13 protein-coding genes are annotated in these 13024 nt (G+C 71.2%); 9 read left to right on the forward strand and 4 right to left on the reverse strand.

Annotated features, from left to right (window positions below; genetic code table 11):
• The first annotated feature begins 74 nt into the window (after positions 1–74).
• The 5 genes from C4T78_RS11520 (at position 75) to C4T78_RS11540 (ending at position 3524) form a co-directional block, all read left to right on the forward strand.
• Positions 75–455: a LuxR C-terminal-related transcriptional regulator gene (locus C4T78_RS11520; RefSeq protein WP_093356787.1), complete on the forward strand. Its 381-nt coding sequence runs from the start codon at positions 75–77 to the stop codon at positions 453–455.
• A 177-nt stretch (positions 456–632) separates the two neighbouring features.
• Complete coding sequence (locus tag C4T78_RS11525; RefSeq protein WP_235863773.1) at positions 633–1613, forward strand: L-histidine N(alpha)-methyltransferase; 981 nt, start codon at positions 633–635, stop codon at positions 1611–1613.
• 49 nt (positions 1614–1662) lie between these two features.
• Complete coding sequence (locus C4T78_RS11530) at positions 1663–2316, forward strand: HemK2/MTQ2 family protein methyltransferase (RefSeq protein WP_177247742.1); 654 nt, start codon at positions 1663–1665, stop codon at positions 2314–2316.
• A complete protein-coding gene (locus C4T78_RS11535; protein ID WP_177247743.1) occupies positions 2309–2548 on the forward strand; it encodes a CDGSH iron-sulfur domain-containing protein in 240 nt (79 codons plus the stop codon). Before C4T78_RS11530 ends, C4T78_RS11535 begins: the two co-directional genes overlap by 8 nt.
• Positions 2517–3524: an iron-containing redox enzyme family protein gene (locus C4T78_RS11540; protein WP_093356789.1), complete on the forward strand. Its 1008-nt coding sequence runs from the start codon at positions 2517–2519 to the stop codon at positions 3522–3524. The genes C4T78_RS11535 and C4T78_RS11540 overlap by 32 nt, the downstream gene beginning before the upstream one ends.
• A 21-nt stretch (positions 3525–3545) precedes the next feature.
• Here the strand turns inward: C4T78_RS11540 and C4T78_RS11545 are convergent, their stop codons facing one another.
• The gene (locus C4T78_RS11545; RefSeq protein ID WP_093356790.1) at positions 3546–3830 is read right to left on the reverse strand and encodes a WhiB family transcriptional regulator; all 285 of its coding nucleotides are present in this window, start codon (positions 3828–3830) and stop codon (positions 3546–3548) included.
• 209 nt (positions 3831–4039) lie between these two features.
• Between C4T78_RS11545 and tal the strand changes: the two genes are divergently transcribed.
• Entirely contained in the window at positions 4040–5143 is a 1104-nt protein-coding gene (gene tal, locus C4T78_RS11550; RefSeq protein ID WP_093356791.1) for a transaldolase, read from the forward strand.
• Between the two features lie 44 nt (positions 5144–5187).
• Here the strand turns inward: tal and C4T78_RS11555 are convergent, their stop codons facing one another.
• From C4T78_RS11555 to C4T78_RS11565, 3 genes are all read right to left on the reverse strand, one after another.
• Positions 5188–6033 (reverse strand): Ppx/GppA family phosphatase, encoded by an 846-nt coding sequence (locus C4T78_RS11555; protein ID WP_235863774.1) that lies wholly within the window; start codon positions 6031–6033, stop codon positions 5188–5190.
• Positions 6034–6304: 271 nt separating this feature from the next.
• Positions 6305–6946: a UdgX family uracil-DNA binding protein gene (locus tag C4T78_RS11560; protein WP_093356793.1), complete on the reverse strand. Its 642-nt coding sequence runs from the start codon at positions 6944–6946 to the stop codon at positions 6305–6307.
• Positions 6947–6986: 40 nt separating this feature from the next.
• Positions 6987–7844, reverse strand: a complete 858-nt coding sequence (locus C4T78_RS11565) for an SDR family oxidoreductase (protein WP_093356794.1) — start codon at positions 7842–7844, stop codon at positions 6987–6989.
• 169 nt (positions 7845–8013) lie between these two features.
• Here C4T78_RS11565 and C4T78_RS11570 point away from each other — a divergent pair, with 169 nt between their 5' ends.
• The 3 genes from C4T78_RS11570 to C4T78_RS11580 are packed head-to-tail and all read left to right on the forward strand — an operon-like array spanning position 8014 to position 13000.
• Positions 8014–9810 carry a thiamine pyrophosphate-requiring protein gene (locus tag C4T78_RS11570; protein WP_093356795.1) on the forward strand — a complete coding sequence of 599 codons (1797 nt, stop codon included), beginning with the start codon at positions 8014–8016 and terminating at the stop codon, positions 9808–9810.
• Positions 9811–9843: 33 nt separating this feature from the next.
• Complete coding sequence (locus C4T78_RS11575) at positions 9844–10131, forward strand: enolase C-terminal domain-like protein (protein WP_093356797.1); 288 nt, start codon at positions 9844–9846, stop codon at positions 10129–10131.
• Positions 10132–10144: 13 nt separating this feature from the next.
• Positions 10145–13000: an FAD-binding and (Fe-S)-binding domain-containing protein gene (locus tag C4T78_RS11580; RefSeq protein WP_093356798.1), complete on the forward strand. Its 2856-nt coding sequence runs from the start codon at positions 10145–10147 to the stop codon at positions 12998–13000.
• Positions 13001–13024: the final 24 nt, after the last annotated feature.

Below are 13024 nucleotides of genomic sequence, written 5' to 3' on the forward strand. Positions count from 1 at the left end.
GGGTGAGCGGTCGGCAACCGGGCGCCGGTGAGCCCGTCTCGACGACCGGGCCGTGCGAAGAGTGGAGGCGCTTGATGGGCCGTACCGACGACCGGGCGCTGGACCGGGCGATTGCCGCTCTGCTGCACGAGGCCGTCGAACACTCCCGCGCGATGCGGCACGTGCTGGACCACGTGAGCCAGCTCGTCGCGATGCGCGTACGGCTCGAACAATCCGGCAACGGCGATCGCGATGCCCGGGTGGCGGTGAACGGCGAGATCCTCCCGCAGCTGACGAAGCGGGAGAAGGAAGTGCTCGATCAGCTGATGCACGGGCGCTCCAACCGGCAGATCGCCCGTTCGCTGGGCATCTCCGAGCGCACCGTGAAGAACCACCTCCGGAACCTCTTCACCAAGCTCGACGTCGGCGACCGGACTTCAGCCGTGGTGAAGGCACTGGGCGCCCGGGGCCAGTAGGCGCGGTGGCGCGGACTAGGCCGCCAGGACGTGTTGGTCGCCGAGTGGTCCGCTCCCGCAGCGCGTTCCTCCACCACCGCTCAGGTTTCGGACGCCGGAGTTGCCGACGACACTGGTCCGGCGCCCCACTGCCGACAGCGGCCGTCCGAGGGCGGGACGGCGAAGGAGGTGCGCGAAGTGGGCGGAACGACCGGGATCGAAGCCGTGGACGGCGATACCGGTTTCTGGGCCGACGGTGATTCCCTGCGGTCCGCGCTGCGGGAGACACCGCCGCGGATCCCACCGCACTTCGGCTACGACGCGCTCGGCTCGCAGCTCTTCGAGGAGATCACCGAGCTCCCGGACTACTACCTGACCCGCGTGGAAGGCGATCTGCTGCGGCGGCACGCCGATGAGATCGCGGACGCGGTCGGCACGCCGTGGGTCGCCGAACTCGGCAGCGGCAGCGGGAAGAAGACGCGGGCGCTGCTCGCCGCGTGCGCCGCCCGGCGGAGCACGACGTACCTGCCGATCGACGTCAGCCGCGAGATGCTCGTCTCCAGCGGCGACGCGCTGGCCGCCGAGTGCCCGGATGTGGCCGTGCGAGGTCTGTGGGGCCGGTACGAAGCAGGGCTGGGCTGGATCCGCCGGGAACGGGCCTCGCCGGTGACGGCGATGCTGCTGGGGAGCACGCTGGGAAACGCCACCGCGGACGAACGCCGCGCGCTGATCGCCGAGATCGCGCGCACGCTCGCGCCCGGCGACCGCTTCCTCGTCTCCGCGGACCTGATCAAGCCCGGGCACGTCCTCGAACGCTGCTACAACGACCCGCCGGGCCGCTCGGCGTTCGTGCGCTTCCGGCTCAACCACCTGGCCCACCTCAACCGCCGCTTCGACGGTGACTTCGCGCTCGACCGGTTCCGGGCCGTGGCGCACTTCGACGAGCGGACCCGCGCCGTCGAAGGCCACCTCCACGCCACCGCTGAGCACATGGCGCGACTCCGCGCGCTGGGCCTCAGCATGGCGTTCCGGCCCGGTGATGTGATCAACGTCGGGATCTCCGCGAAGTTCGACCCGGTGCGCCTCGCCGACGAGATGGGCGAGTTCGGCCTCGTCCCCGGCTCGTCCTGGACGGACCACCGCTGGCGCTACGGGATCTTCCTGTTCCACCGCCGCTGAATTCACCGGCTGACGTTTCGCCCGGTCGCCGCTGGGTATGGGGCTTGGCATGCACCTCGTGCGCCCGCCCGGCGTGTACCGGGCAGCCGACGACACATCGCTGCTGGCCGATGTCATGCGCCGAGGCGGTTACGCCCGTGGCCGCCGCGTGCTGGACCTCGGTTGCGGGACCGGCGCCCTCGCCCTCGCGGCAGCCCGGGCGGGGGCCGCATCGGTCACCGCGGTCGACCTCTCCCTCCGCTCGATCGCCGCGACCTGGCTCAACGCCCGCGCGCACCGGGCCCCGGTCGTCGTGCGCCGCGGTGACCTCTTCGAGCCGGTGCGGGGCCAGGCGTTCGATCTCGTGCTGGCCAACCCGCCCTACGTGCCCGCACCCACCCCGGCGCTCCCCCGGCACCGGATCGCTCGCTGCTGGGACGCCGGTGTGGACGGCAGGCAGGTGCTCGACCGGATCTGCGCCGGGGCCGTCCGGGCGCTCACCCGTGACGGCACGGTCCTGATCGTGCAGTCCGAGGTGTGCGACGAGAGCGCCACCGTGGCGCGCATGCGCGAAGCCGGCCTGCGGGCGCAGGTGATCGAGCGGTCGATCGTGCCGTTCGGGCCGGTGATGCGAGCGCGCGCCGCGCTCCTGGAGGGCCGGGAGCTGCTGGAGCCGGGCCGCCGCGAGGAGGAACTGGTCGTCGTGGAGGCGCGCCGTGCCTGACGGCTCGCCGGTGCGCGTGGAGATCACCGGCGAGGGGCCGGTGCTCATCCACGGACCGGTCGACCTGGTCATGCCGGACGGGAGCCGCATCCGCTCCGAACGGGCGGTCACCGCGCTGTGCACCTGCCGGGGCAGCCGCCGCTACCCGATGTGCGACACCAGCCACCGCCGCTGCGCCCGAAATCGCCGGAAGGACAACGATGAGACCAACAGGGACGGTCAGCAGCGCTGAGACCCCCGAGCTGCCGGTTCCCCGCGGCCCGCTCTCAGCCGGAGTCGTCGAAGCGCTCCGCGACGGCACGCCGCCGGCACCGCACGACGACGCCGATCCCTACGGGCAGGACCTGCAGCTCGCCCTCTACTGCCTGTACGAACTGCACTACCGCGGATTCCGCGGTGTGGAGCCGGAACGCGAGTGGGATCCCGGGCTGCTGGCGCTGCGCCGAGAACTCGAGCTGGCGTTCCTGACCGCCCTGCGCGACGACATCCCGGTCGGCCACGACGTGGAGGCCGAGTTGCGGGGGCTGCTCGTCGAGACACCGGACGCCTGGGGTGCCACGCACCACCTCCGCCGCGACGGCCGGCTGTGGCAGCTGCGCGAGTACGTGACGCACCGGTCGCTCTACCACCTCAAGGAGGCCGATCCGCAGGCCTGGGTGATCCCGCGGCTGTCCGGGGCCGCCAAAGCGTGCTTCGTCACCATCGAGCACGACGAGTACGGCGCCGGCCGACCCGAGCGCATGCACTCCCACCTGTTCGCCGTGATGATGCGCGCTCTCGGCGTGGACGACCGCTACGGGGCGCACCTCGACGTCGTGCCCGCCGAAACGCTCGCCGAGGTCAACCTGATGTCGATGTGCGGGTTGCACCGCAGCCTGCGAGGTGCTCTGCTCGGGCAGTTCGCCACGGTCGAGCTGACCTCCTCGCCGGGTTCCGACCGGCTCGTCCGGGCGATGCGGCGGCTGGGCTGCGGACCCGAGGCCACCGACTTCTACGCCGAGCACGTCGAAGCCGACGCGGTCCACGAACAGCTCGTCCGACGCGGCGTGCTCGGCCCGCTGCTGACGGCCGAACCGGAACTGGCCACCGATGTCGTGTTCGGGGTGCGCGCCGCGATCCACCTGGCAGGCAGGCTCGAAGCGCTGCTGCTCGAGCGCTGGGCCAGGGGCGAGAGCTCTCTCCTGGCCCAGGCCCGCTCCGGCGCGTGAACGCGGCTGCGCACCCCGGTATCACGCGGCCTGGCGCTGGTCGATCAGCTCACGTCGCTCCCGCTCACCCAGGCCGCCCCAGATGCCGTACGGTTCACGTGCCGCCAGCGCGTGCTCGCGGCACTGCCGCATCACCGGGCACTTGGCGCAGATCTGCTTGGCCTGCTCCTCGCGGTCCTCGCGTGCGCTACCGCGTTCGTTCTCCGGGTGGAAGAAGCGGCTGACGTTCACGTCCCGGCACGCGGCGTGGAGCTGCCAGTGCCAGGCCTCGCTGACGGGCTTGGGCAGACGAGATGTCGCGGCCAATGCTGCTCACCCTTCCACTTCGTCGACGTTCAGCGGCTGTCCAGCGCGCTACCCGGCACCTCGCCGACGCACACATCCGGTCGCGACGTAGATCGATTTCGCCCGCGATGTTCACCCGATCGGCCCAGTCGCCGCCCGCGCGGACCGACCGGGTGTGGTCGGCGGATCTTCCGGGTAGACCGCTGGACACGACTCGTACGGGAGAAGCCATGAGGACACCACTGCACGCGTTGGCGGAGCACGGGCAGAGCGCCTGGGTCGACTACCTGTCCAGGCGGTTCATCCGCGACGGCGACCTGGCCCGCCTCGTCGAGCGGGGCCTGGCCGGGGTGACGTCCAACCCGACGATCTTCCAAGGCGCCATCGCGGAAGGAGACTTCTACGACGACCAGCTCCGCGACCTGCTGGCCGCCGAATCCGACCCCAAGGAGGTCTTCCTGGCCATCGCTCGCGAGGACATCCGGGCCGCGTGCGACACCCTCCGCGAGGTCTTCGACCACGACCAGGACAACCTGGGCGGGTGGGTGTCCCTCGAGGTCGACCCGAACCTGGCGAACGACACCCGGGCCACCATCGCCGAGGTCTCGCGGTTGCACCAGATGATCGACCGGCCGAACCTCTTCGTGAAGATCCCCGGCACGCTGGCCGGGCTGCCTGCCATCGAGGAGTCCATCGCCAGGGGAATCCCGGTCAACGTCACGCTGCTGTTCTCCCTGGAGCGGCACCGCGCCGCGGGCAAGGCCTACCTGCGGGGGTTGCGGCGGCTGCGGGACAACGGCGGAGACCTGCGATCGGTCGCCTCGGTGGCGTCGTTCTTCGTCTCGCGCGTCGACACCGAAGCCGACCGCAGGCTCGACGCCATCGGCGGGCACGATGAGCTCAAGGGCACCCTGGCCATCGCCAACGCCAAACTCGCCTACCAGAGCTACAAGGAGTTGTTCTCGGGTCCCGAGTGGGAGGAGCTCGCCGCCGCCGGCGCGACCCCGCAGCGCTGCCTGTGGGCTTCGACCTCGACGAAGAACCCGCAGTACCGCGATGTGCGCTACGTCGAGGAGCTCATCGGGCCGCAGACCGTGAACACGATGACGCGGGAGACGCTGGACGACTTCCAGGACCACGGCCACGTCGCGGACACCCTGGAGCAGGGCGTGGACGAGGCGCGCGGCCGTCTCGACCGGTTCGCCGCCGTCGGCGTCGACTACGACGACGTCACCGCGGTGCTGGAGCGCGAAGGCGTGGACAAGTTCGCCGCGTCGTTCCAGCAGTTGTTCGACGAGATCACGCACAAGCGCGAGCAGCTGATCCGGAGCTGACCGCGTTCGGTGGCGATCGCCCGTCGCGGGGAGCCGGAACCCGGTCAGCTCGACCGGGAAGGTTCCTCGCGCGGCGAGCCGCCGATCTCGCCCGGCCGCACGGGCTGCAGCGGCAGTTCCCTGATGTGGTCGAGCTTCGTCTGCAGGTAGTGCAGCATGATCCCTTCTCGCAGGGCCCACGGGCAGATCTCGACCGACGTGGTGTTGAGGGCCTTCATCGTCGCCTTGACGACGAGCGCGCCGGCGAGGACCTGGCGGGCCCGCGCGCGAGAAACGCCTCGCAGCTTCGACCGCTTCGCCGCGCACTTCGCGGCCAGCCTCGGCACCCAGTCCCCGAAGTCCTTGGCCGAGAGCGCTCGCCGGACGAAAGGGCCTTTCCGCTGAGGCGGCGCACCGGCCAGCCGCGCCAGCTGCTTGAAGGTCTTCGAAGTGCCGATCGCCCGCGCGGGCTCGCCCTCCCACCGGATCCGGTCGACGACCTCGCGGAGGGTGTCGCGAATGTGCTTGCGCAGTGCGCTGATCTGCTCTCCGGTGGGCGGATCGTCGGGCAGGAACTCCCGGGTGAGCAGGCCTGCGCCCAGCGGCAGCGAGACCGCCAGCTCCGGCTCGGCGTCGCGGCCGAGCATGATCTCCATCGACCCGCCGCCGATGTCCACGACGAGCAGCCGCCCCGCGGACCACCCGTACCGGCTGCGCACCGCGAGGTAGGTGAGCCTGGCTTCGTCCTGACCGCTGAGGAACTGCGGGCGGATCCCGGTCTCCCGCTCCAGCCGGTCCAGGACCTGGTGCCGGTTCGCGGCGTCGCGGATCGCGGAAGTGACGAACGCGAACAGCTGCTCCACCGAGGACTGCCGGGCCGCCGCGAGCGCTCGGCCGGTGGCCTGCACCACGCGCTCGACGCCCGCGGGCTCTATCGAGCCGTCCGCCGTGAACGACTCGCTCAGCAGCGTGGGTTCCTTGACCGCGTGGGTGGGCAGCGGAGGCGCGCCGGGATGGAAAGGTCCACGATCTGCAACTGCGCGGAATTGGAACCGATGTCGAGCACACCTAATCGCATGCCAGTCACGTACCCCGCGCGCCACTTCCTACACAGCTGCCGGGCGGGCACGCGGATTCGGGAGCGCTCCCCCGGCGCCGGGGTGCGCTCCCGCATCGCTGCTGTCACGCCCGCGCCACGACCTCCAGATCCGCCAGCAATCCCCGGAAGGCCGAGTGCCGGTCCGGTGCGCGCACGACCGAGGACGGGTGCACGGTGGCCAGCGCCAGGCGGGGCCGCTTCGAGCCGAGCTCGGGCACGTCCGGGAAGTCCAGGAGCACGCCGCGGTCCGCGGTGACGCTGAAACCGCTCCCCAGCAACGACTTCGCGGCCGTCGCCCCGAGGCAGACCACGATCTCGGGGCGCACGACCTGGAACTCCGCCGTGAGCCACGGGCGGCAAGCGCGGATCTCCGCGGCGTTCGGCTTCTGGTGGATGCGGCGCTTCCCCCGCTCCTCCCGCGCGAACTTGAAGTGCTTCACCACGTTGGTCAGGTACGCCGAGCTCCGGTCGATCCCGGCCTCGCCCAACGCGCGGTCCAGCAGCCGGCCCGCCGGGCCGACGAACGGCTCCCCCTCCCGGTCCTCCCGGTCACCGGGCTGCTCGCCGATGAACATCAACCGGGCCGGAGCGGGCCCCGCGCCGAACACCGTCTGGCTCGCCGCGCGGTAGAGGTCGCAGCCCCGGCAACTCCTGGACGCCTCCTCCAGCGCCCGCAGGCCGCCGCTGTCCGGCACGTACGGTGCCGCGCTGGACCCGGTCGCCATCGGTGCGGTTCCCCTCTGCGCGAGGACGAGAGGCGCGGCTTCAGCCGGGGTGGGTCTCACCGCCGACCGGAGCCAGCACTTCGCCGGTGTAGTAGCTCGAGAGCTGCTCGGCCGCGAAGAAGACGTAGGACGGCGCGATCTCGTCGGGATGGGCCATCCGCCCCATCGGCACGTGCTCGCCGAACCCCTCCACGTGCTCGGCGGGCAGCGTCGACGGGATCAGCGGCGTCCACACCGGACCGGGCGCCACGCAGTTCACCCGAACGCCCGTCGTGGCCAGCGATTGCGCCAACGACATGGTGAGGACGTGGATCGCTCCCTTGCTCGCGGAGTAGTCGATGAGCGTCTTGTTCCCCCGCAACCCGTTGACCGAGCCGGTGTTGATGATCGACGAGCCCGCGCCCAGGTGCGGCAGCGCGGCGCGGATCAACCAGAACACGCTGTAGACGTTGACCTTGAAGGTCCGGTCGAACTGCTCGGTGGTGGTGTCGGTGAAGTCCTTCACCGGCGCCTGGGTTCCCGCGTGGTTGACCAGCACGTCGAGACCGCCCAGCTCTTCGACCGTCTCGCGGACGAGTCGCTCGCACTCCTCCTCGGACGCGAGGTCGAGGCGGTGCAGGGCGCAGCGCCTCCCCTCGGCGCGCACGAGCTCGGCGGTCTTCTCGGCGTCCTCGTCCTCCATGGCGGCGAGGTAGGCGATCGACACGTCCGCGCCTTCCTTGGCGAACGCCACCGAAACGGCGCGGCCGATCCCGGAGTCCCCGCCGGTGACCAGCGCACGCTTCCCCGCCAGCAGGCCCCTGCCCTGGTAGCCCTCCATCCGGTCTTCCGGAACGGGTTCCATCGGGGAAGTCGCGCCCGGGTACTGCTGCTGCTGCTGTCCCGCCACTCCGGACATGAACGCCTCCGATTCGGTGCCGGCTCGATGCTTCGCGGCTCCTGGTTAGCCGCTGGGCCCGGTGGTCAAACGCCGCGTCGTGCGGCCTTCGCCGCGGGATCCGAATGGCCGGCCGGGCTTCTGGGTATGGCCGGGTGAGGTCGCGTCACGGAGATGAGGAGGTACGACGGTGGCGGAACTGGTTGCGGACTTCCTCCTGCGCCGACTGAGGGAGTGGGGCGTGGAACACGTCTTCTCCTACGCCGGCGACGGGATCAACGGCTTGCTCGCCGCGTGGGAGCGCGCCGGGAACGAGCCCCGGTTCGTGCAGTCCCGGCACGAGGAGCTCGCCGCCTTCGAAGCCGTGGGCTACGCGAAGTTCTCCGGGCGGGTGGGCGTGTGCGCGGCGACTTCCGGCCCGGGGGCGATCCACCTGCTCAACGGTCTCTACGACGCCAAGCTCGACCGGGTTCCGGTGGTCGCGCTGATCGGGCAGACCGCCCGGTCCGCGATGGGCGGCTCCTACCAGCAGGAAGTCGACCTGATGTCGCTGTACAAGGACGTCGCCTCCGAGTACCTGGAGATGGTCACCGTCCCGGAGCAGCTGCCGAACGTGCTGGACAGGGCGATGCGCACCGCCCAGACGCGGCGGACGGTCACCGCCGTCATCGTGCCGGGGGACGTGCAGACGCTGCCGTACTCGCCGCCGCAGCACGAGTTCAAGATGGTGCCCTCCAGCACCGGGGTCTCCGGGTGTTCGGTGGTGCCCGACGCGGAGGGGTTGCGCGCCGCCGCCGAGGTGCTCAACTCCGGCGAGCGGGTGGCGATCATGATCGGCCAAGGCGCGCGGGACGCCGCCGAGGACGTCGTCGCGGTCGCCGACGAGCTCGGCGCCGGGGTCGCCAAGGCATTGCTGGGCAAGGACGTCCTGCCCGATGACCTGCCGTTCGTCACCGGTGCGGCCGGCCTGCTCGGGACCAAGCCGTCCTACCAGCTGATGCGCGACTGCGACACGCTGCTGGTGATCGGCTCCAGCTTCCCCTACAGCCAGTTCCTGCCGCAGTTCGGCCAGGCGCGCGGGGTGCAGATCGACATCGATCCGAACCGCATCGGCATGCGGTACCCGTTCGAGGTCAACCTCGTCGGCGACGCGCAGCACACGCTGCAGGCCCTGCTGCCGATGCTGCACCGCAAGACCGACCGCGAGTGGCGGGACACCATCGAGCGGAACGTCCGCGACTGGTGGGACGTCATGGAGCGCCGCGCCCACGTCGACGCGGAGCCGCTGAACCCGGAGCGGGTCTTCCACGAGCTCTCCCCGCAGCTGCCCGACGACGTCATCCTGACCTCCGACTCCGGTTCGGCGGCCAACTGGTACGCGCGGCACCTCAAGATCCGGCGCGGCATGCGGGCCTCGCTGTCGGGCACGCTCGCGACGATGGGGCCCGGTGCGCCGTACGCCACCGGGGCCAAGTTCGCCCACCCCGACCGGCCCGTGATCGCGCTCGTCGGTGATGGCGCGATGCAGATGAACGGCCTCAACGAGCTGATCACCATCGCGCACTACTGGCGGGAGTGGTCCGATCCGCGGGTGATCATCGCGGTGCTCAACAACGGCGACCTCAACCAGGTCACCTGGGAGCTGCGCGCGATGAGCGGCGCTCCGCAGTTCATCCCGTCCCAGCGGCTTCCGGACGTCGGCTACGCCGCGGTGGCCGAGCAGTTCGGCCTGCGCGGCAGCAGGATCGACGCGCCGGACCAGGTCGCGGGCGCCTGGCGGCAGGCGCTGGCCGGCGACCGGCCCTGCGTGCTGGAGTTCGTCACCGATCCGTCCGTGCCACCGATCCCGCCGCGCGCCGACCTCGACCAGCTGGAGAAGGTCACGAGCTCGCTGCTCAAGGGCGATCCGGAAGCCTGGTCGGTGGTCCGCGAGGGCGTGAAGTCCAAGCTCCAGGAGTTCTACCCGCGGGGCCGTGACCGCGAGTGAGCCCGCCGGCCACGCGCATCCGAGGACTGCGGGATGACCCGCTGCGGCGGGTTCGGCGAATGGCTGCGGGTGGCGGCGCTGGCCGCCGCGCGCAACCGCGAGATCTCCGGGCACTGCGCCCAGAACCTCAGCGCCCACGTCGCGCTGGCCACTCCCAACGCACGGCACCTGGAGTGGTTCCACGACCACGACCGCATCGAGTCGATGCTGTTCGACGGAGCTCTCGACCCCAGCGGTGGCGAGGTGCGCGCCGAACTCTCCCGACCAGGTCACGGCATGACGCTCAAGGAAGCCGACGCGCACCGCTTCCGGATCAGGTGAGAGGAGACCGACGATGTCGACGGATCTGCTCGAACGCGATCTGCTCCGCGAGGTCGACGGCGAGATCCGCTTCGACGCGGGCGCTCGTGGGGCGTACTCGACGGACGCCTCCAACTACCGCCAGGTCCCGATCGGCGTGGTACTGCCCCGCAACGTCGAAGCCGGCGCACGAGCGATCGCCGTCTGCCGCGAGCACGACGTGCCCGTGCTCTCCCGCGGCGGCGGCACCAGCCTCGCCGGGCAGGGCACGAACGCGGCGGTGATCGTCGACTGGAGCAAGTACTGCAACCGGCTGGTGTCGGTCGATCCGCGGCGGAGCACCTGCGTCGTCGAGCCCGGCATCGCGCTGGACGACCTCAACCGGCAGCTCGCCGAGCACGGGCTGAAGTTCGGCCCGAAACCGGCCACCCACAGCCACTGCACCATCGGCGGGATGATCGGCAACAACTCCTGCGGCGCCAGCGCGCAGCGCTACGGCAAGACCGCGGACAACGTCTCCCGGCTGGAGATCCTCACCTACGACGGCCGACGAGCCTGGGTGGGGAGGTCGTCCACCGCGGACGACGAGCTCGGGGATCTGCGGGCGAAGCTGCGGGACATCCGCGATCGCTACGCCGAGGAGATCCGCGAGCGCTTCCCCGACATCCCGCGCCGGATCTCCGGCTACAACCTCGACCGCCTGCTCGGCGAGGAGCTCGACCTGGCCGGGCTGGTCGTCGGCAGCGAAGGCACCCTGGCCACCGTGCTGCGCGCCGAGATCGACCTGGTCCCGGTGGTTCCCGCCACCGCGATGCTCGCACTCGGCTACCCGGACGTCACCGCGGCCGCCGACGCCGTCCCCGACATCGTCGGGCACAGCAGCCCGATGCAGGTGGAGGCCATCGACGGCGAGCTGGTCCACTTCATGAAGGAGGAGGGGCAGTTCCTCGACTCGGTCGCCACCCTGCCGGAAGGCGAGAGCTGGCTGCTCGTCCAGTTCGGCGCCGACACCGGTGAGGAGGCCGATCACCAGCTCCGCTCGCTGCTGCGCGCGCTGGGCAAGTCGGCGTCCGACGAGGACGTCGCGGTGTCCGAGGAACCCGACCGGCAGCAGCAGATGCTCAAAGCGCGCGAAGCGGGCCTGGGTGTCACGGCGCATCCGCCGGACATGCCCGCGAGCTGGGAGGGCTGGGAGGATTCGGCCGTCCCACCGCACCGCCTGGGCGACTACCTGCGCGACCTGCTGTCGCTGTTCGCCGACCACGGGTACGAGAAACCCGCGCTCTACGGCCACTTCGGGCACGGCTGCGTGCACATCCGGATGCCGTTCCGGCTCAAGTCCGGGCCCGGTGTGCGCGATTTCCGGCAGTTCCTGCACAGCGCCGCGGAGCTCGTCACGTCCTACGGCGGATCGCTGTCGGGCGAGCACGGCGACGGCCAGGCGCGGGGCGAACTGCTCCGCTGCATGTTCGGCTCCGCGATCGTGTCCGCGTTCGAGGAGGTCAAGGCCGCGTTCGATCCCCGTGACCGGATGAACCCCGGCAAGATCGTCCACCCGTACCGGACCGACGAGAACCTCCGCCTCGGCGCCGACTACCACCCGTCGGCGCCCGCCACCTTCCTCGGCTTCCCGGACGACGGCGGGAGCTTCTCGCAAGCCGCCTCCCGGTGCGTCGGGATCGGCAACTGCCGCCGGAGCACCGGCGGGGTCATGTGCCCGTCGTACATGGTCACCCGCGAGGAGGAGCACTCCACCCGCGGCCGGGCCCGGTTGCTGTTCGAGATGCTCCAGGGCCACCCGGACGCGCCCGTGCGAAACGGCTGGCGCTCGACCGCCGTCCGGGACGCGCTCGACCTGTGCCTGGCCTGCAAGGGGTGCAAGTCCGACTGCCCGGTGGGCGTCGACATGGCGACCTACAAGGCGGAGTTCCTCGCGCACCACTACCGGCACCGGCTCCGGCCCGCCGCGCACTACTCGCTGGGCTGGCTCCCGATCGTCTCCCGGCTCGCCCAGTCGGCACCGCGACTGGTCAACAGCGCCCTGCGCGCACCTGTGCTCGCGCAGACGGCGAAACGGCTGGGCGGGATCGCACCGGAGCGCACACCACCGCGTTTCGCCGACGTGAGCTTCCAACGCCTGTGCCGTCGCCGAGCAGCACCGCGACCGGGAGAACCCGGCGCGGTGGTGCTGTGGCCGGACACCTTCACCAACCACTTCGCCCCGCACATCGGCCGTGCGGCGGTGGACGTCCTGGAGGACGCCGGGCTGCGCGTCGCGGTGCCCCCGCAACCGCTGTGCTGCGGGCTGACCTGGATGTCGACCGGCCAGCTGGGCATGGCGAAACGCGTCCTGCGGCGAACGCTGCGCGTGCTGCGCCCCTGGCTGGAAGCGGGCACGCCGATCGTCGGGCTCGAACCCTCGTGCGACGCGGTCTTCCGGTCCGACAGCCGCGAGCTGCTTCCCCACGACGAGGACGCCCAGCGCCTGCGGGAGCAGTTCGTCACCTTCGCCGAAGCGCTCCGGGACCACGCGGCACCGGGCTGGCAGCCACCGCGGGTCGACAAGCGCGCCGTCGTGCAGGAGCACTGCCACCAGCACGCCGTCCTCGGCTACGGAGCCGACGTCGAGCTGATGCGCCGGGCCGGTGTCGACGTCGACGTCCTCGACTCGGGATGTTGCGGACTCGCCGGGAACTTCGGCTTCGAACGCGGCCACTACGACGTGTCCGTCGCCTGCGCCGAACGGGTGCTGCTGCCCGCGCTCCGGGAGGCCGACCCGAGCACCGCGGTGGTGGCCGATGGTTTCAGCTGCCGCACGCAGATCGAGCACGGCCTCCCGTCCCGGCGTCCCGTCCACCTCGCCGAACTGCTGCGCTCCGGGATGCGGTGATCAGATCCGGAAGGCATGTGGCGG

This window comes from Saccharopolyspora kobensis, assembly GCF_900108315.1.
Classification (GTDB): Bacteria; Actinomycetota; Actinomycetes; order Mycobacteriales; family Pseudonocardiaceae; genus Saccharopolyspora; species Saccharopolyspora kobensis.